Raw genomic sequence first — 18,757 nt, forward strand, 5'->3', positions numbered from 1 at the left:
AAAGCCAATGTCCAACGCTCTGCGAAAGACGCAGCGCTAAAATCAGAGACAAGAACCATCAATCAACACGAAATAACCCTGAAATCAGGATCCAATGGCCCCGATCAAAGGTTCTTCGATCCCTCCATTTTTAGCCAAGAACCCAATGACCAGATTGTTTTGGCATCTGGCACGCGGTCCGACAGCTCCAATCCCATTAAGCGCATGAACGACAGGCGATCGTTGATCAGATATGCCGTCCGCTCATCAGGAAAATTGTACAACGTCTAGATTACCAGGATCTTGAATACCAACACGGCATCAAACGGGAAATGACCACCTTTTCTTCCGTCTGAACAGGTCAGAGACATCTCCAGATCAGGGCAGAACACTTCAAAATCCACCGTCCGAGAAAATGCTTCGAATTGATCATCCAGCCTACTCAGCCGAGCAATCCATTTTTCAACATTAAAGAAATCTGGCTGCTTCAAATAATCCCGCTTATCACAAGATAAAAAAGTGAATCATCGAGGACCCATCATAACCAAGGGGTTTTTTAGAACTTTCCAGCTAACAGCACTGTTTGCAATCGGCCCTTCTGATCGCTCTTCACCTCCCCGAATACGCTCAAGACTGAGAAGGCGCCAAGAAGTCTCTTAGATTATCAAGAAAAGCTCTAACGCGTAGCGGGACGTTGCGTCGGCTGGGCATCGTTGCAAACAATCCGATCGTCTCTCCCTGGTACTCCGGAAAAAGACGGACCAGCCTGCCGCGTTGCAGGTCGTCGCCGACGTCCCACAAGACTTTGAACACGATACCTTTGCCCTTGAGGGCCCAGTCATGCACCACTTCGCCGCTCGTCGTCGAGAGATGAGGAGTTACCTCGACAATCTGATCTTCTCCCGAACGAGATAGTCTCCACTGGTCGAGCATCCCCAGTTCATGCCCTCGCATCAGGCAAATACAACGGTGCTCAGTTAACTGGGCAAGGGTGGTCGGCATGCCAAACCTCTCGAGGTAGGCTGGAGAAGCGCAGATGATCCGTTCACTATTCATGATCTTCGTCGCGACAGTCCCCGCTTCATTTGGCATTCCAATCCGAATGGCCAGGTCAAGGCGACTGTTAACGACATCCAGTCCTTCGTCTGACAGAAGGAGATGCACACGCAGCTTTGGAAAACGATCGGCAAATTCACTGACAAAATCAGCCAAACGGCGGCGTCCCAGTTCAAGTGGCGCCCCGATCCGCAGGACGCCACGAAGCTCTTTCTGATTGGCAGAAATCTCTGCTTCAGCCGCCTCGATATCAATCATGATCTCTGCAGCACGCTCATAAAACGTCTGTCCTTCGTCCGTCAGGTCGAAGCGCCTTGATGTCCTTGTGACCAGGCGTACGCCAAGCCGCTCCTCCAGCCGAGCCAGCCTTCGACTGGAAGCTCCTGCCGAAACGTTGAGGTGACGCGCGACTGCAGTCAGATTTCCTGCTTCAACGAGAAGTACGAAAAATCTCAGATCACCGGCGTCATCGTGCATTGAGAGTGCCATCTTTGCATTTTGAACACAGATACAATGTCTTTTATGCGACTACCAGCGCGATAAACGCACATCCATTATAAGTTCATCAATGAATGGAGACAGACATGACGTACAATCGCACTGTATCTTCACTCCCCCCCCTTCTGGACGCGGTTCACAACCGCGAAACTGCCTTCACGAATGAGGAGCGGTACGCGAATGGTACGCTTGGCCTCCTGCCAGACGCCATCGAAACCCTTGATCGGCAGATGGAGCGCGTCCTGTGGCAGCTTGACAGCAAGAGCAGCGATCTCGAGCGCTTTCTGCACCTGAACGGATTGTCACAGCGTAACGAGACCCTGTTCTTCAAGGTTGTGATGTCTGATCCGAAGCGCTTTCTTCCCATTGTTTACGATCCGACAATCGCTGATGCCTGCCTTCAGTACAGCCGTCTCTTCGAGAGACCACAGGGCATGTATCTTTCGCTACGTCATAAAGGTCATGTGAAGGATGTGCTCGCCAACTGGCCTGAAAAAGATGTGCGCTTCATTTGCGTCAGTTCCGGCGGCCGTATTCTGGGGCTCGGAGATATCGGAGCCAATGGCATGGGGATCCCAGTCGGCAAACTGCAGCTCTACACGGCCTGCGCCGCCATCCCACCTCAGGGCCTGATGCCAATGTTACTGGATATCGGTACAACCAATCAGGAGCTGATTGACGATCCACTCTATCTCGGTCTGCGGCAGGCACCTCCATCCTCAGACGAACTCGACGCATTCGTCGATGAACTCGTGGCAGCCATTCAAGAACTTTATCCTCGTTGCTGCCTACATTTTGAGGACTGGAAAGGAGACGATGCCATCCGCCTATTGGCGCGATATCGTGACAAGATCCTTTGCTATAATGACGACATTCAGGGGACTGCGGCCATTACGATCGCGGGCCTCGACACCGCCCTGTCGATCAAGGGTGAGGCGCTGAAAGAACAGCGTATCCTGTTCTACGGTGCAGGGTCTGCGGGGATCGGTATCGCGAATATGATCGTGAGTGCATTACAGGACGAAGGTCTTTCTGAAGCTGACGCCCGAGCCCGTATTTCCATGATGGATATCAACGGCCTGATCGAACCTTCGCGGCAGGATCTTAATCCCTCGCAGAAAGTGTTCGCCCACGCCCATGCATCGACGAAAGACCTTGCGGAAGCAGTCAAAGGCATTGAGCCCACTGTCCTGATCGGCGTCAGCACAAACGCGGGTGGCTTCACCGAGGAAGTCGTTCGCACCATGGCGAGCATTAACGACAAGCCCGTTATTTTCGCGCTCTCCAATCCCACCGACAAGGCGGAATGTACCGCAGAACAGGCTTATCGCTGGACAGACGGCCGGGCCCTCTTCGCTGCTGGCGTCCAGTTCGACGATGTTACTTTGAATGGTAAAACGCTCACCCCCGGGCAGGCCAATAATTTTTATATCTTCCCCGCCGTGGCACTGGCTGTCTGGGCAACACAGGCAAGACGCATCACCGACGAGGTCTTCCTTGAAGCCGCCAGAGCGACCGCTGAACAGGTCACACCGGAGCAACGGGCCCACGGTCTGCTTTTCCCGCCGCAAAAAGATGTCCTGCGTGTAGAGATCAACACGGCCATCAAGGTCGCGCGTCAAATCTTCAAATCGGGCCTGGCTCAGGTTCCTGAACCCGAGGATATCGTGGACTGGATTGAAGCCAAGCTCTACCGACCAGGATACTGAATGACAAAAAATAGAAAGAATATCTATTATCTTTAATAGAGAAATTTCCTTCTATCCTATTTTTTACCATCCATTACTACCATATTTTCTAGTAGAGAATTAATGGATGGTAAATAACTCTAATTTTTGTTTTCAGAGGATTTTTCCTATCTCTTCCATTCGTTGGGAAGGAGATAACCTTTATGTCCGACGTCCATTTTGTCGAAATGGTCTTTTAGCACTGCCTCTTGCGTTGAATGGGATAGCATAGAAAATCCGGACGCTTCAAAGCTACTTTTCTCACGAAGATAATCCCGAACATAAACTTCAAACTCGTCGAAAGAAATTCTTCCATCATGATTTTTGTCAGCTATCGAAAAAGATTGATTTTCATTCGTTTGAACCTGCGCTGAACATGATGATGATACCAAGGCAAAAGCTAAAATACTCCAGTATTTGATAGACATGTTACATCTCCTGAAGATTTTTTAAAATAAACTGTATTTGTTCGATACCACTTGACAGGGTTCGATTTCCAAAAGCTTCGTAGGTTATTTCCTGACGCCTTATTAAGGCATCTTGTAGAAACATCCGTACGGCTCTTTTCTCGAACGGATTTTCTGCATTTTGACGTAATTCCAGAATGAGCTTACCGAGCGACACTAAAGAAAAGGCGCGATCCAGGACGTCCCGAGCACGGTCTTTCTGGCTCAGGAATGACAGTTTCAATGCCAATCGCGATAGTTTCTGGATTTGATCTCCCTGCCACTGTTCTGCGAAAGGCAAACGATGGGACGAAGATGTCGCTAACAAATTCACGCTTCTGCGCAATGATCTCATAATCGCCCTGGCATCAGATTCATGGTTTGGAGGAAGAAAGACTCGAAATACGAGCACCAGAAGAACGGCACCACAGATAATGGCCATCCAGGTATTTGTTAAGGCGATATCGTCATAAACCATTTCATTGGTTACGAGAGACTGTATTGCAAAAAAGACAGCGTATCCGAAAGCACCAATGCTGTATTTCGGATGAAACTGTAGCCAAATTCCCGGCAAAAGAAAAAAACTCAAACTCAGCCAGAGCAAGCAGTATCCGCTAATAAGTGGCAGAACATAAACGTGATAGATCCATGTCGCAGGTATGCTCAGCACAGTTCCTATCGCCATAGCCATACTGGCCTTCGATGCTGAGGGCACCGTAGAAAGCAGGCTGGATGCTGCAATGACATACATCATCATCATAGGACCATTCGGCCACGCTGTTACATACCAGATGAATGTCGCAAGCAGCGTGATCAGGATGCCTCTTGCTCCATTACGGAGCGCTGTCGGCCATTCCAGATAAGGAGATACGCGCATTGGAACCCGATTTTTTTTCTCTGTGAGGTCCTCGATGATGCGACGTAATGCCAACAAAAGATTTTCGACATTATGCACAGATGCAAGACTGGCGGCCGTAAGCATTTCTTCTGCCTCAAATAACTCTAGAGACTGAATACCTTGGTCAAGTGCTTTTAAGATTGATTCCGGATCGTTCCGCCATGACGGATTTTTTATACCGTCGATCACGTTTTTTAACATACGTGTTGTGTAGGCGTGGATCTCGTAAAACCGGGCGTGAGGTTGGTGTAGGTTGCTCCAGTGGGGATGATAACCCGCAATCACACCGGCCATTTGATTGACCGCCATTTTATAGCTTGAAAGATGGTCTTTGATTTCAGGATTATCGGATGCTGCATATTCCAGCAATGGCGTCAGTGCCGTTATTTTCTTTAGTACGGCCTGACGGCTATCATAGAGTGCAACAGGAAGCGTTCTGAAATCTGAATCGTCATCGACAGAGAGAGCTGTAAGACTGCTATGAAACGATTTTGCGTGTTCCAGAACCGCTAGGAAAGCGTCATTCAATGCCCCGTGAACGGGTTGGCTTCGACGTGGAGACGTTGCTAAAAAAACAACGGCTGTACTCACCACGCCGATGACCACGTCAGATAATCTCATCATCGCAGACATGAAGACGCTCTCAGGATGAGAAAATGACGAAAATGCGACAATGATGATTGTATATCCCGTCAGAACAGCGGCATAAGCCCGATACAGCCTTAGAAGACTTGCGGTCATGCAGGCTAGTCCGACGATGAGAGCCAAGGCCACGAAATAAAGCCAGGTAGACTGAACAAAACAGCCCATAATGGCTACACTCAAACCCGCTCCGAACACTGTTCCCAAAACGCGCCAAATGCTTTTGGAAACCAGTGCACCAACCATAGGATGTGCGACAATTACCACAGTTGTCACTGTACTCATCGGAGAGTCCAATTGAACAACAAATGCTACCAGCAAAGCCAAGCCGATCGAGAGACACACTCGAACGGTAAAAGTAGTGGTTTTTAAAAACCCGCTCCATCGTGCTTCTGAAAACCAGAATGATTGTGGCGACCAAAGCTTCTTCCGAACGATGGTTGTCATACAGACGCGCCATGATCAACAGATAGAAGCGCTTCCATCATATCCAGATCTTTTGTCAGGGTGAGCTTTTGGCTCATGGACAATCCGGTTGTCAGCTCTGCTTCCAGGTCAGCAGCCAGGCGATGAAACAGCTTGCACTGTTTTTTACCTTCGGATGTCAGAAGAACCATCTTAAGGCGTCGGTCCTGAGTGTCTGTCTGGCGAATAACCAGACCTTCTGCTTCCAGAACATCCAGCAGACGGACCAAAGCGGATCGATCGACCCCGATCAAAGAAGCGAGATCGCTTTGCGTTAGCGGCGTTTTCGAGGTCATCAGATAGGCCATGGGACGCATGGTCGCCAGCGTCAGGCCATTGGGGCGCAAAACCCGGTCCAAATGCGTACGCCATAAGGTTGCCAGACGCATGACGTGGAACGTTAAGGAAATATCATGGTAGCGCGTCTGGTCCAGGCAGGCGGCTGTAAAAGATTTCGACATTTCCGATTCCATATCATCTGTTGACATGTAACCTTTTTATATGACAAACGACGCCAAGGAAATAGATTTCAGCTTGTTTTGAGCGAGCTTGGAAAATTTTTTAATCTTGTCGGCTCAGGCGTTCTGCTGGAGCTGACGTGTGATGAGTGAGACGTGAACCAACACGCAGGCAATATTTCATCGACGGGAAGGGAGCGCTGATGCTTACGGAAGTTAATCTTTTCGGCGTCTTTGTCGCACCCCTTTCAATCTATGCCGTTGCAGCAGTGTTCGTGACATTGCTGTTGAGAAGCATTCTGTGGCGGACCGGCGCCTTAAGCTGGTTCTGGCACGTCGCTCTATTTGAAATAGCGCTCTATGTCTGTGTTCTCTGTCTGCTCATCCTTTACGTCTAGGAGGGGTCGGCTATGAACTGGACCCGCAGTGTGATCCGCGTTCTGCTGACTCTCATCGTTCTGGCGATGGCCATCGGCCTCGGCCGGACCATGTGGGACATTTATGTTCTTGCACCATGGACGCGTGATGGACGCGTCCGTGTGTATGTGGTCGATGCCGCTCCCGAAGTATCCGGGACGGTTGTGTCGGTTCCCGTTGTGGATAACCAGTTCGTGCATCGTGGCGATCCGCTGTTCGTACTCGATCCTGTGCGTTTCCGCCTTGATATTGATGCGGCCCGTGCGCGTCTTGCCGGTGCGGAAGAAGACCTGAAGCTTCGCTCCTCCGACGCCAAGCGCCGTATGGGGCTGGGTGGCATTGTTTCTGCTGAAGAGCAGGAAAACTTCAACTCGAATGTCGAGACGCAGCGGGCCAAGGTTAATGCGGCGAAAGCTGAACTGAATACGGCTCTGCTCAATCTTCAGCGTTCGACGGTTTATTCACCGGTTGACGGTTACATTACCAACCTGAATCTTCGGGTTGGTGACTATGCCCATGCTGGTCAGCCCGGTCTGGCTGTCATTGACGCACACAGTTACTGGATCAACGGATACTTTGAAGAAACCAAGATGCACGGCGTACATGTCGGTGACGAAGCCCGTGTGAAGCTGATGGGATACAAGCAGATCCTTCCTGCGCACGTCGTCAGCATTGGTCGTGGTATTAATGATCGTAACGGCGTGTCTGACCGTCTGGGTCTGCCGGACGTGAATCCGATCTTTACCTGGGTCCGACTGGCGCAGCGTATTCCGGTTCGTCTGGAACTGGATAACGTTCCGCCGGAAATCACCCTTGCGGCCGGTATGACCGCGACTGTCACGATCGGCCGCGAAACGCCTGGCGCCTGTGGCAAGCTGACCACCTGGCTGCAGAATCATCTCTGATCATGTCCCGCAAACTCCTTACCCTCGCTCTTAGCACCTGTCTGTCGCTTACGGCCTGCACCGTCGGGCCGAATTTCAAGCCAGACAGGATCAAGGTGCCTGACTCTTTCGTTGAGCAGCCTCACTCGGTGACGGCAGAGGAGATTGCCCGCACGGAAGCGGACATGAAAGACTGGTGGGCGCAATTCCACGATCCCATGCTGAACGAACTGGTCGAGCAGGCGATCAAAGGGAACTACGACCTTCAGATTGCGTCCCAGCATATCGTGTCCGAGCGTGCTGTTCGTCGACAGGCGCAGGCAGCCTGGTATCCGCAGCTTGATGCGGCTATGGGCGGCGGTGATGACCGTCACTCCATCAATGTCGATAACTGGCCTGTCCGTCCAGGTACTCTTGATGCCAATGGTAATTCGGTCAATAGACCGAGCGCCTCGATTTTAACCTATGGTGCGCGTGCGAGCTGGGAAATTGACCTGTTCGGGCATATTTCCCGTCAGGTGGAAGAGCGCAAGCGGCTGGTTGAAGAGTCCATTGAAAACCGTCGCGCCATTCTGGTTTCGCTGCTGTCTGAGCTGGCGTCGGATTATGTATCGCTTCGCGGCGTGCAGGAGCGGTTGGCCGTTACGGAGCGCAGCATTGATGTGGCACAGCGCTCGCGTGAATTGACGGAAAAGCTTTATACGCACGGTCTTGGCAATACACTGGCTGTAGCACAGGCGCAGACCGAAGAGCATCTCGAACGCTCACGGCTTGCCCCTCTTCATTCTCAGGAAGAGCGACTGATCCATGCGATTTCCGTGCTTCTGGGTGAAATGCCCGGCAAGCTGGAAGAGGAGCTGGATGTTCGTAAACCACTGCCAACGGTTCCAACGTTCCCTGCATCCCTGCCTTCGATTGTTCTGGCCAATCGCCCAGATATTCGTGCGGCTGAGGCGCATTATGCTGCTGATACCGCGCAGGTGGGTGTAGCGGTCGCGAACCTCTATCCGAAGTTCATGATCCCGCTGACGTTCAACCCGAATGCCTCGGCGGCTTATCAGGCCTTCCAGATGGGCGGTATGGCCTGGAGCTTCATGATGATGGCGTCTTTGCCTGTCATTCATGGTGGTCGCTATACCGCCGAGATTGCTCAGGCCCGTGCAGAAGCAGAAGCCAGCCGGTTGGTCTATCGCAAGACAGTGCTCAAGGCGTTTGAGGAAGTTGAAGACTCACTGGGCGACTGGCGGCATGACGATGAATTGGTCAGTCAGCTTGAAGATGCTGCCCGGGATTCCGGTCTGGCCCGTGATAGGGCTCAGAAGCTGTTTGGTGCTGGTCTGACAGGGTATCTGAATGTCCTGACTACCGAGCAGACGGCTCTGACCGCGCAGGATCAGGCCGTTGTCGGGCGCACGGCGCGTCTGCGCGATGCTATTGCACTTTATACAGCCATGGGCGCTGGCTGGCAGGGACGTCAGCTCACGGATACGCGTCTTCCAGTTGAAATCGGGAAGCAGAACGCTCTGGCGCGCGCCTTTGCGGAATAATATTATGGATCACCAGCTATATGCCCCAGAATACCTCACGAGGTCAGATCTTGTTCGAAGATGGGCATGGTCTGCCATGAAGCTCGAAAAATATATCGCCAGTCATAAGTCTTTTCCAAAACCTGCTGGGTCCATTGGAAATGGGAAAATTAAAATCTGGAAGCTGTCGACTATTAAAAAGTTTGAAGCTGCGGAAAACATTTCTCCGTCTTACGCAAGACTGTTTTCAAAGCAGGAGTATCTCAGCAGATCCTGAGAGGCTGTTTTTGCAAGATCAAAAAAAAACCGAACCGTTCGGTCATGGATCTTGAAATTTATATTACAATTCGCCATAAACTACCCGGTTTCCGGAATCGGCTTGAGACCGTTTTTTGCCCCTTAAAAGGATACGTTCTGCTCATGATGTTCGGTAGCCGACAGTTTCCACTGCGCCCTGCTGCTCCATTAATTGCGGTCGTAGGCGCAGATGGGAGCGGAAAATCGACTGTCGGTTCCGCGCTGCTGGCATGGATGTCTGAACAATATCCAACCCGCCTTTGCCATCTTGGAAAACAGACCGGAAACTGGGGACGTTGGATTGCCAGAATTCCAGTTTTGGGAAAACGGGTGGATCAGAAAATTGTGCGAAAGTCGTCTTCTGTCCGGACAGAGAAAGGCTCTGGAGCCTTCACATCCATCGTTATTTTTACGCTCTCCATGCGTCGCCTGGCTCGCTTTTTGAAAATGCGTTTCTGGCGTATCCGAGGCTATGCCATTGTGACAGATCGCTATCCACAGGCCAGTATTCCGGGGCCCATGGATGGGCCGGGACTTGTGGCCCGTCAGCCTCGGAGTTGGATGGCTCGTTGGCTAACCCGAATTGAGCAGAAGATCTATGACTGGATGGCAGACTATCCTCCGGATCTGGTCATTCGCCTGCATGTTGATCTCCCGACAGCCCTGATCCGCAAACCCGATCACCGTCCAGCTTCTCTGGAACGAAAAATCAACGATGTTCCTCTCCTGATATTTCCAGGCTCACCAGTGCTGGACCTCAATTCCGCAGATCCTCTGGAAAGCATTCTTGAGCAGGCAAAAATCGCAATCGCCCCGATCCTTCGGAAAGCGTCATCTGAACACAGGATATCGGCGTCATGACCGTCCTTACAGATTGTTCTCATCATCCGGCCTCTCTTCAGGCTCCTGCAAAAAATATTCTGCGTATTCCCCGATATCGTGGGAAATTGATTGCTTTTGTCGGATCTGATGGCAGCGGAAAAACGACATTAACGTCCCGGCTCAGCGTCGAACTGGCCCAGGATCGTCCAACAACCTATGTTTATCTGGGCCTTGGATCCGGAGATTTGGGACGCCGTATCGGGCAATTTCCTGTCATCGGTCAGATGCTGGAAAAAAAACTCAGTAAAAAAGCCAAAACAACACGGACACAGGGAGAAAAAATCCCCGGCCTCCTGACAGCGCTTGTTGTTTATGCCTTCTCGCTAAAGCGTTACTTTAATCACCTGAAGATGCAAAATGCGCTCCGTGCTGGCCTGACTGTTGTGACGGATCGCTATCCACAAGCCGAAATTGCCGGAACATGTGACGGGCCTGGGCTCTCTGCCGCGCAGCCAGGCAATTTCTTTGTCGCATGGCTCAGGAAATCTGAGGCAAGCCTGTACCAGCGAATGGCGGAGCACCACCCTGATCTGATTATCCATCTGGATGTCTCGCCGCAGGTTGCCCATCAGCGGAAACCGGATCACGATCTGGAGCTTCTGCAGACCAAATCCGAAATCATGAAGCAGCTAAGATTTGGTGGAGCCCGGATGGTCAGTATTGATGCCTCTGCCCCATTTCAGACCGTCTGGACGCAGGTCGTGCACGAAATACAGCCGTTTTTCGCAAGTCATTTTTCGCATGTAGAGACTGGATATACTGTCCAATCCTCATGATTTTCAAAAATTCTGATCAGGTGTTTCGGAGCATTCTTAAAAATGCGGGATCACTGGGTACTGCGAAAATTCTAGGGGCGCTCATCAGTTTGTGCGCGCTGATCTGCGCTAGTCGGACCTTAACACCGGCTCAGTTTGGAACGCTGACACTGATCCACACCTTTGCAATTGGTGTAGGCGCACTGACAAAATTCCAAAGCTGGCAAATGATCCTGAAATTTGGAGCGCGCCCGCTCGAGCTGGGGGATGCGGCGCCCCCACAGGACGCGATCCGGTTTGCCATTGCGCTTGATCTGGCCTCAGGTTTTCTTGGCGCGCTGGCGGGCGTTATTGCTTTGGTCTTCTTTGGACAGTTTTGCGGTATCGAGTCAGCGTATCGCCTTGATGCGATATTCTATTGCACTCTTATACCGACCATGACGGCTGCGGCTCCGACGGGAATTCTAAGACTGTTTGATCGATTTGACCTGATTTCCAGACAACAGATTATTACCCCAGCCCTGAGAGGGCTGGGGGCACTGACCAGCTGGATGACAGGAGGAGCTTTCGTCTCTTTTCTGATCACATGGTATATGGCTGATCTGATCGGAGATCTGGTTTTATGGGGACTGTCCGTCCGCGAACTCCGTAGAAAAAATATGGTAAACGCGTTGAGGCCAAGCCTTTTGCAAGCCCCAAAAAGACTTCCCGGTGTGTGGAAATTTGTCTGGCTGACCAATCTCAATACGACTCTTGATGCCTGCTGGTCACCCGTCGGGAACCTGATTGTTGGTGATTTTCTGGGGGCAGTACAAGCTGGACGCTACAAGATTGCCACAACCCTTCTAGAGTCCGCTGTCAAACCGGCACGTTTTCTGGAGAAAGGGTTCTATCCGGAAATCATGCGATTGGATCCGGGTAGTACACATCCCTGGCGCCTGGCCCTGAAAACAGGCGGATTATCCGCAGCCATTGGTGCTGCCCTGACAGGTATCGTGTGGTTGGGAGGGCGTCCTTTGATCGGACTATTTGGCCATCATTATCGCAGCGCAGCAGATGTCATGATGATTATGGCGCCGGCACTGATCATTTCTATGGGCGCATTCCCCTTGGAATCCCTGCTCTATATGGCTGGCTGCGCCCATAAAGTTCTGCTCTCTCAAATTGTATCGGTTCTTCTCTACCTCATCCTTCTCGTTTTTCTGTTGCCGCACTCTAGCCTGCGGGGCGCAGCATGGGCGTATGTAATCGGAATTTGTAGCTTGCATCTTTTCTGCGCTGCGTTTGCAATAATGGCCTTTCAGAAGCGTCAGAAGATCCCCACGTCACACAGTCACGTATAAGAAAATTTCTTATGATTAATCTCAAAAATCCCCCTTATGATCATATTCTTTTGGATCGATTGTTTCAAAATATTCTGGAGGACGATATTCCTTCCCCGGGTGCCAGGTATCCCGATGGGGATTATTTTCAATATCCAGAGGACCTGAGTGTTTCGGGATACAGGATTTGCTGGCAACTCTTAAACGACGGGGTTGACGTAAAGCGCTTTCGTTTTCTGGTGCTCAATATCCTTATAAAAGGTGGTACAGAGTCTGTCGAACAGCGCCAGCATTTCAAATATGTACGCGCACGCTTCAAACATCTGCGCTTTGCATGTGCAAATTTTGATCGGCGCCATCGGTATCCCTGGTCTCTCAATTTAGTTACCAGTTTAATGGGGCATATGCAGGATGCCTTTAAAAATCGGCAAATAGCACGAACTAGGATCTTCGGGACGATTTTATTCCTGACAATACTTCCAGCGTTTTATGCACTTGTTCGATTTCAGATGCGAAGCTTTCTACCGGACAGCAACAAAAATATGATTGCTTACCATCAAAGGGAAAACGCGAAAATCGACAGTATCGTTAGAAAGGAAAAAATTACCGCACATGATTTTCATGATTTGAGAAAGATCATCAGCCGTCGTGTTGCTTTCAATGATACATTCCGGGTTCTTCATTCTAGCGATTATCTCGATAAAATCTCGCTCTATCTTGCTGATATCAACGGAGAAATGGGCGATTATCACGATCGCCTTGTAGAAAAAAATATTTCTAAACCAGGCTCATACAAAGAAAATATTTTAATACTGGACAAAAAATTAATAAATAAAATTGTTCATCTGATTCGGTAGTAAAGTGCATTAGTCAGATATGCTATTTTCCATAGAAAATAATCATTTACGTTTTGCCAAAGTTTCTCTCATTAGGACTATTATAAAACTGGTCTGTCGTAACGTATTGGCCAGGTCGCTCAAACATATTTTCTAAGGGATTTGAGCCATTTTCCACAAAGTCTCTCGTATCCAGCAGTGCGCCTGATCGTCTCCATAAGATCCATGCCAGATCATGTCGATCCTGACATCTGCAAGTGCCACAGGAGGCGGACTGGTTGTGAGATTGAATATCTTCGCCAGCATTTGCGCAGGACGGCTGTGCATAGTTGCTATCACGGGGGCCTGCACCAGCAAAGGAGCAACGCTCATAAATCTTGGCGTTGTCAGGGCAACTGAGCGGCTCAGTCCTAAGAACGCCAGGGCCTTATCAACTACACCGTTTTCTCCGGGCCGTAAGCTTGTCAGAAGATGTGGGAATTTAAGAAAATCGTCGAGAGAGAGAGGGGGGTGTAATTTGGTAATATTTGGATTGAAGAGGACCAGATATTCGTCTCGCATTAAAAGACGGCTTTTATGATGGGTTTGCGCACCACTAAAAGGCCCGATACCGATCGTGTTTAGTCCCGGGATTTGATGGGGTATTATTTTCACGCGAGTGGAAGGAAGCCTTATGGGACAGATACGTCATGGCAGCGCCACGACCACGCACGCCGTGCGAGCAGCAATACGGCGATCGCAGGCTTCGCTCGCGACGCTGAGCGAGGAGTTCGGAATCAACCCGAAAACAGTTGCAAAATGGCGAAAGCGTCAAACGGTTGAGGATCAGAAGACAGGTCCTAAAGAGCCGCGCTCAACGGTCCTGTCCGAGACGGACGAAGCGATGATTGTGGCGTTTCGCCGGCATACTTTACTGCCGCTGGATGACTGTCTTTATGCCCTGCAGGCCAGCATCCCTCATCTGACACGCTCGGCTCTGCATCGCTGCCTTCAGCGCCACGGGATATCCCGGTTGCCGGACATCGAAGGAGACAAGCCCAGACGCCAGCGCTTCAAACGCTATCCGATCGGGTTCTTTCATCTCGACACAGCGGAAGTACAGACTGCTGAGGGCAAGCTGCACCTCTTCGTTGCTATCGACCGGACAAGCAAATTCGCTGTCACACAACTCGTCGGGAAAGCTGATCGGAAGACAGCCTGGGAATTCCTCGAACATCTCCTGAGTATGATCCCTTACCGGATCCACACCATTCTGACCGATAACGGCATCCAGTTCGCTGATCAGCCCCGTAACCGCAATACGGCCTGGTCTCGCCCCATGCGCTTCGACATGATCTGCGAAGCGCACGGGATCGAACATCGTCTGACGAAACCCAATCATCCCTGGACGAACGGTCAGGTCGAGCGGATGAACCGGACAATCAAGGAAGCAACCGTCAAACGCTTCCATTACGACAGTCATGAGCAGTTGAGGACACACCTCAACGACTTCATGGCAGCCTATAATTTCGGGCGAAGACTCAAGACCCTCAGTGGCCTTACCCCTTACGAATACGTCTGCAAAATCTGGACTTCAGAGCCAGAAAAATTCATCATCAATCCAACCCATCAAACCCCGGGACTAAACACCAAGATCTGCTCGAAACGCAGATCAGGGAAGCAGCAGTCAAATCGCCAAAAGCCTGAAATCAGGCACAAAAGAAGTCAACCAACGGTGTCTCGGTCCTTCCATTTACTGAATCGCATATTGTTTTTTTTGTGATGACAATTCCCGTTGCTTCTTGCGATAAATCGGTCCATATTTTCGACGTTCGAAGCATTGAAAATGCTATTAAACTAAGCATTTTCGTATATTATAGAAGGGGACTACTATGCCGTCTAATTATACTGGAACGACTGCTAATGGTTCGGTCTACAAGCTTATTTATCATTCCGGCGGATTCTTGGGATTAGGCGCACATTATAACCTAACCATCACAGATAAAGGTGGCGCGGTGACCACCGAAAATAATATTCCAACAAGCAATGTCCTGACGTCGAGCGGTGGGAGCCTCCAAATTGTCTCTGTTGTTGTCGGAGGAACGTATGTTGTCCCGCCAGGCGTAACTGGCTCTATAACAACAGTTGCATCTCTTCTTACTCTAACTAATAATACAATCTATGTTGGCGGAAATGCTACCATTGCTACAGCAGCTACAGTTCTGAGCGGTACAACCGTCAACGTCGATGGCGGCACAGCGACCTTATCAAATGGAATTGCTGCCAACGCCCTAAGTGGAGTAAACGTCCATTTGACGAACGGCGGTACATTCAGCAATGGCGGAGCTCTGCTCAATCTACTTGGTGGAACGATCATAACCTTCGGTACCGGCGGTGGAACGTTTGTCGCCAATGGCGGCGGCGCCATTATCAACCTTTCAGCAACGACTATCAATAATTATAATCCAGCGAATTCCGTTATCGAATTCGCTGATACCGCCACACCTGTCGTATCCTACAAGATATCCCATGACCTGCTCGGTGACGGAGTAACCATCACTGCGCTCGATGCAAACAATCACACGGTGGCATCAACAGATGTTAACCTTGCGTCAGGCGTGGTTCTAACAGATGGAACCTATTCAGTTTCGGCTCCAGCTGGAGATCAGAACCCTCTAAATATCACGCAAAGTAATGGAAATCTTTATATTGGTGCTTGCTTCCTCGCTGGTTCAATGATTCTTTCTTCCGAAGGCGATATTGCCGTTGAAGACATCGAAATTGGCGATCAGGTTGTTACCTTCGATTGGAAGAACAACAAAAATGTCATGCGTCTCGTCATTTGGGTTGGAAAAACACATGTAAACGTCCGCTCGCATCTTCCCGATGATGAGGCCGGTTATCCTGTCCGTATCCTCAAGGACGCCATTGCGGACGGTGTCCCCTACAAGGACATGTTGATCACGGCCGAGCACAGTCTGTTTTTCAATGGCAAATTTGTCCCCGCCCGTATGCTGGTGAACGGGCGGTCGATCTTCTTTGACAAGTCCATCACGTCCTACGACTACTACCATATCGAAACCCAGAATCACTCGGTCATCATGGCAGACGGGATGCTGACGGAAAGCTATCTCGATACCGGCAATCGCCACACCTTCCAGCAGGATGGAAAGGTTGTCTCAATTGGCGGTAGCTTGAACCTGACCTGGGATGATGCCGCTGCACCACTTGGTGTCAACCGCGAATTTGCAGAGCCCCTGTTCCGTCGGATCGAAGCCCGGGCAAGCGCTTCCGGAATTACACAGAGAAATGCGGCTCCCGAACTAACAGAGGACGCCAATCTCCACCTCGCCACAGATGCCGGCATGATTATTCGTCCGGCCCGTGAGCATAACGGTCGCATCATGTTCATGATCCCGACGGGTGTGCAGTCCGTTCGCATCGCCTCGAATGCCAGCCGCCCCAGCGATGTCATTGGCCCGTTCGTCGATGACCGCCGCTATTTTGGCGTAGCTGTTGGCGAAATCATGATGTTCGAAAGCGGGCATACGCACACCATCACAGCCCATCTGACTGATAAGGAGCTTGATGGTTGGAACACCCTGGAATGGGAGGACACACGCTGGACATCAGGGAACGCCATGCTGCCCCTTGGTGAGCGTCATCCCAATAGCGTAGCTCTCATGGCTATCCAGATCAAAAAGACTGGACCTTACCTGCTCAGTGACACTATCTCGGAAAAAGCTGCACTTCAGGCCTGATCCGGAATACCCGGCGACTACACGTCGCCGGGATTTCTTGTATAATTTCCATCATGGCACCACGTATTCTTCTCCAGCCCGGCCAAATCTGGTCACCGGCTTCTCCTGCCCTTCGATCGCGACATATCCTCGACCTGCCCGAAGGCATGATTGCTTACGTTCAGCTTTCTGCCACCGGTGTAAAAGAGGAATATATCGTAACACAGTCCCTTTTCCGTCGGTGGATTAGGGAAACAGACGCCATAATCTCCAAAACTGAAGAAACAAAAGTTTCTCCCGCAATCGAACTATCAAAGAAAATAGTGACCCTACGGAAAGCATTCGGGATGAGTCAGGAAGATCTGGCGCAAGCTCTAGCTCTCAGTCGATCAGCCATTGCAGCCATGGAGACTGGACGCACAAGCAGCGTCAAGAAACATCTACCAAAACTTGCCGATATTTTTCAGGTTCCAATAGCGCTTTTCCTTAATGGAATGGCAGACCAACCTGTCGAAATTACACTGTCATCAGATGAGATGACCTTGATCAATCTTTATCGATCCCTTAAGCCAGAACGCAAGATTGCCGCTCAGAGATACATCGAACGACAAAGTTATAAATAGGATATCGGTGAGAGACAGCTGGGGGTTCGATAAATTCCCTTGGCTCTGACCTGGAGGGATCGAAGAACCCTTAATTGATGTGCTTGGTTCGTGATTTGATTGACGGTTCCTTGGGTCGCTTTTGATCTGCGTTTTGAGCAGATCGAGGATTGGCACCCGCGGCATGACTACGCGCTCGCGCTGATCCGCTCCAGGAAGAGAAAGCGGCGCATGTTGTAGACGATATTAGCCAGTCCGATCCTCATGGTGGCCCGTATGATGCCGATAGTTCGGACGAACAGCCCTGTCTGTGATTTCTGATCGGCAAAGAGGCGCTCAACGCGAGATCGGATCACGGACTTTCCACCATTCGATTTCTGGATATGCCGGGGCATAGGTTTGAGATGCGGCTTCTTCCTGTGAACCTTTGAGACAAAGCCCTGCTTTTCCATGAAGTCTTCATTGGCTTTTGAGCGATACGCTGTATCAGCCCAGACGCTTGAGGCCGTCTTGGTTTTATCCAGCAGCCCCTCTCTCAATCGCGCGCCATCACTGGCGGCGGCATCTGTCGTTGTCCATTTGCGGATGAACCGGAACTTCCTGTCGATGGAGATGTGCGACTTGTAGCCAAAGAACGGGGGGGCGAGATCGCTCGACGGCATAGTTCCATCATCCTGCCGCTTCGCCTTCGTGAACTTCAGTGTCCAGCGCGCATGGCGATCCTTGCGGGACAATTTGGATGGCTTGTCCTGCCAGTCTTCGGGAATGCGGCCTGCCCGGAGATCGGCTTTCTCGGCGTTCGTGTTGCGCTGCTTTGGAGCCGCCACCAGCGTTGCATCCAGGATCTGGCCCGACATCGGCAGATAGCCTGCGTTCCGCAGGGTCGCGTCAAACCGGTCAAACAGTCTTTCAATGGCCCCCGCCTGGGTCTGGCGGTTCACGGAACAGCCAGAGTGTTTTGGCATCAGGAACACGATCTGAATGCCCCAGCCCAAGGAAGCGCATGAAGGAGAGGCGATCGTTGATCAGATACTCTGTCCGCTCATCAGGCACATTGTTCAGCGTCTGGATCATCAGGATCTTGAACATCAACACTGGATCAAACGGCGGACGCCCGCCCTTGCTTCCATTTGAATAGGTCAGAGCTTTCTCAAGCCCAGGGCGGAACACTTCAAAATCCACAGTCCGGGAAAACGCTTCGAGCTGATCGCCAAGCCCGCTCAACCGAGCAAGCCGCTCTTCAACATCAAAAAATCCCGCCTGCTTCACGATCCATACTCCAATCAACGCAAGGAAAATGGAATCACAGAGCAGACCTCAAAACCAGAGGGTTTTTCGAACCCTCCAT

General features: G+C 50.8%; 14 protein-coding genes and 3 pseudogenes. 11 read left to right on the top strand and 6 right to left on the bottom strand.

Features of this window, described 5'->3' with window-relative positions:
• Window positions 1–116: 116 nt before the first annotated feature.
• Together J4P41_RS14770 and J4P41_RS14775 are read right to left on the bottom strand one after the other, a co-directional pair.
• Window positions 117–470 (bottom strand): annotated as a pseudogene (locus tag J4P41_RS14770) (transposase); the annotation flags it as partial.
• Window positions 471–606: 136 nt separating this feature from the next.
• Window positions 607–1,512, bottom strand: coding sequence for a LysR family transcriptional regulator (locus J4P41_RS14775; protein WP_426067717.1), 906 nt, complete (start codon window positions 1,510–1,512; stop codon window positions 607–609).
• Between the two features lie 107 nt (window positions 1,513–1,619).
• Between J4P41_RS14775 and J4P41_RS14780 the strand changes: the two genes are divergently transcribed.
• A complete protein-coding gene (locus tag J4P41_RS14780) occupies window positions 1,620–3,242 on the top strand; it encodes an NAD-dependent malic enzyme (protein WP_426067718.1) in 1,623 nt (540 codons plus the stop codon).
• A gap of 146 nt (window positions 3,243–3,388) precedes the next feature.
• Here J4P41_RS14780 and J4P41_RS14785 read toward each other — a convergent pair whose 3' ends face one another.
• From J4P41_RS14785 to J4P41_RS14795, 3 genes are read right to left on the bottom strand one after another with little or no spacing between them, the layout of a single operon-like run.
• The gene (locus tag J4P41_RS14785) at window positions 3,389–3,688 is read right to left on the bottom strand and encodes an EF-hand domain-containing protein (RefSeq protein ID WP_064275414.1); all 300 of its coding nucleotides are present in this window, start codon (window positions 3,686–3,688) and stop codon (window positions 3,389–3,391) included.
• Window position 3,689: 1 nt separating this feature from the next.
• Window positions 3,690–5,693: an FUSC family protein gene (locus tag J4P41_RS14790; RefSeq protein ID WP_426067719.1), complete on the bottom strand. Its 2,004-nt coding sequence runs from the start codon at window positions 5,691–5,693 to the stop codon at window positions 3,690–3,692.
• Complete coding sequence (locus tag J4P41_RS14795; RefSeq protein ID WP_010505599.1) at window positions 5,690–6,199, bottom strand: MarR family winged helix-turn-helix transcriptional regulator; 510 nt, start codon at window positions 6,197–6,199, stop codon at window positions 5,690–5,692. The genes J4P41_RS14790 and J4P41_RS14795 overlap by 4 nt, the downstream gene beginning before the upstream one ends.
• 173 nt (window positions 6,200–6,372) lie before the next feature.
• Between J4P41_RS14795 and J4P41_RS14800 the strand changes: the two genes are divergently transcribed.
• The 10 genes and pseudogenes from J4P41_RS14800 (at window position 6,373) to J4P41_RS14845 (ending at window position 17,430) form a co-directional block, all read left to right on the top strand.
• Window positions 6,373–6,567: a DUF1656 domain-containing protein gene (locus tag J4P41_RS14800; RefSeq protein ID WP_007284708.1), complete on the top strand. Its 195-nt coding sequence runs from the start codon at window positions 6,373–6,375 to the stop codon at window positions 6,565–6,567.
• A gap of 12 nt (window positions 6,568–6,579) precedes the next feature.
• Window positions 6,580–7,491, top strand: a complete 912-nt coding sequence (locus J4P41_RS14805) for an HlyD family secretion protein (RefSeq protein ID WP_426067720.1) — start codon at window positions 6,580–6,582, stop codon at window positions 7,489–7,491.
• A 2-nt stretch (window positions 7,492–7,493) separates the two neighbouring features.
• Window positions 7,494–9,017: an efflux transporter outer membrane subunit gene (locus tag J4P41_RS14810; protein WP_426067721.1), complete on the top strand. Its 1,524-nt coding sequence runs from the start codon at window positions 7,494–7,496 to the stop codon at window positions 9,015–9,017.
• Between the two features lie 399 nt (window positions 9,018–9,416).
• Window positions 9,417–10,154 carry a nucleoside triphosphate hydrolase gene (locus tag J4P41_RS14815; RefSeq protein ID WP_426067722.1) on the top strand — a complete coding sequence of 246 codons (738 nt, stop codon included), beginning with the start codon at window positions 9,417–9,419 and terminating at the stop codon, window positions 10,152–10,154.
• The gene (locus J4P41_RS14820; protein ID WP_426067723.1) at window positions 10,151–10,951 is read left to right on the top strand and encodes a hypothetical protein; all 801 of its coding nucleotides are present in this window, start codon (window positions 10,151–10,153) and stop codon (window positions 10,949–10,951) included. The genes J4P41_RS14815 and J4P41_RS14820 overlap by 4 nt, the downstream gene beginning before the upstream one ends.
• Window positions 10,948–12,273: a lipopolysaccharide biosynthesis protein gene (locus tag J4P41_RS14825; protein ID WP_426067725.1), complete on the top strand. Its 1,326-nt coding sequence runs from the start codon at window positions 10,948–10,950 to the stop codon at window positions 12,271–12,273. The genes J4P41_RS14820 and J4P41_RS14825 overlap by 4 nt, the downstream gene beginning before the upstream one ends.
• An 11-nt stretch (window positions 12,274–12,284) precedes the next feature.
• Window positions 12,285–13,109 (top strand): hypothetical protein, encoded by an 825-nt coding sequence (locus J4P41_RS14830; protein WP_426067726.1) that lies wholly within the window; start codon window positions 12,285–12,287, stop codon window positions 13,107–13,109.
• A 652-nt stretch (window positions 13,110–13,761) separates the two neighbouring features.
• Window positions 13,762–14,715: pseudogene (locus J4P41_RS14835) on the top strand (IS481 family transposase); the annotation flags it as partial.
• Window positions 14,716–15,082: 367 nt separating this feature from the next.
• On the top strand, window positions 15,083–16,828 hold the full coding sequence (locus J4P41_RS14840) for a Hint domain-containing protein (RefSeq protein WP_426067727.1): 1,746 nt from the start codon (window positions 15,083–15,085) through the stop codon (window positions 16,826–16,828).
• Window positions 16,829–16,881: 53 nt separating this feature from the next.
• Window positions 16,882–17,430: a helix-turn-helix domain-containing protein gene (locus J4P41_RS14845; protein ID WP_426067728.1), complete on the top strand. Its 549-nt coding sequence runs from the start codon at window positions 16,882–16,884 to the stop codon at window positions 17,428–17,430.
• Window positions 17,431–17,597: 167 nt separating this feature from the next.
• Here the strand turns inward: J4P41_RS14845 and J4P41_RS14850 are convergent.
• Window positions 17,598–18,681, bottom strand: a pseudogene (locus J4P41_RS14850) (IS5 family transposase).
• Window positions 18,682–18,757 lie beyond the last annotated feature (76 nt).

It is taken from the genome of Gluconobacter sp. NFX36 (assembly GCF_049887835.1).
In the GTDB taxonomy this organism is placed as follows: Bacteria; Pseudomonadota; Alphaproteobacteria; order Acetobacterales; family Acetobacteraceae; genus Gluconobacter; species Gluconobacter japonicus_A.

Bases quoted from the DNA above. Each gene is read 5' to 3' on its own strand.
- J4P41_RS14830 (WP_426067726.1), top strand. From the start codon at position 12,285: ATGATTAATCTCAAAAATCCCCCTTATGATCATATTCTTTTGGATCGA.
- J4P41_RS14805 (WP_426067720.1), top strand. From the start codon at position 6,580: ATGAACTGGACCCGCAGTGTGATCCGCGTTCTGCTGACTCTCATCGTT.
- J4P41_RS14785 (WP_064275414.1), bottom strand. From the start codon at position 3,688: ATGTCTATCAAATACTGGAGTATTTTAGCTTTTGCCTTGGTATCATCA.
- J4P41_RS14790 (WP_426067719.1), bottom strand. From the start codon at position 5,693: ATGACAACCATCGTTCGGAAGAAGCTTTGGTCGCCACAATCATTCTGG.
- J4P41_RS14815 (WP_426067722.1), top strand. From the start codon at position 9,417: ATGATGTTCGGTAGCCGACAGTTTCCACTGCGCCCTGCTGCTCCATTA.
- J4P41_RS14825 (WP_426067725.1), top strand. From the start codon at position 10,948: ATGATTTTCAAAAATTCTGATCAGGTGTTTCGGAGCATTCTTAAAAAT.
- J4P41_RS14800 (WP_007284708.1), top strand. From the start codon at position 6,373: ATGCTTACGGAAGTTAATCTTTTCGGCGTCTTTGTCGCACCCCTTTCA.
- J4P41_RS14845 (WP_426067728.1), top strand. From the start codon at position 16,882: ATGGCACCACGTATTCTTCTCCAGCCCGGCCAAATCTGGTCACCGGCT.
- J4P41_RS14810 (WP_426067721.1), top strand. From the start codon at position 7,494: ATGTCCCGCAAACTCCTTACCCTCGCTCTTAGCACCTGTCTGTCGCTT.
- J4P41_RS14775 (WP_426067717.1), bottom strand. From the start codon at position 1,512: ATGCACGATGACGCCGGTGATCTGAGATTTTTCGTACTTCTCGTTGAA.
- J4P41_RS14795 (WP_010505599.1), bottom strand. From the start codon at position 6,199: ATGTCAACAGATGATATGGAATCGGAAATGTCGAAATCTTTTACAGCC.
- J4P41_RS14820 (WP_426067723.1), top strand. From the start codon at position 10,151: ATGACCGTCCTTACAGATTGTTCTCATCATCCGGCCTCTCTTCAGGCT.
- J4P41_RS14780 (WP_426067718.1), top strand. From the start codon at position 1,620: ATGACGTACAATCGCACTGTATCTTCACTCCCCCCCCTTCTGGACGCG.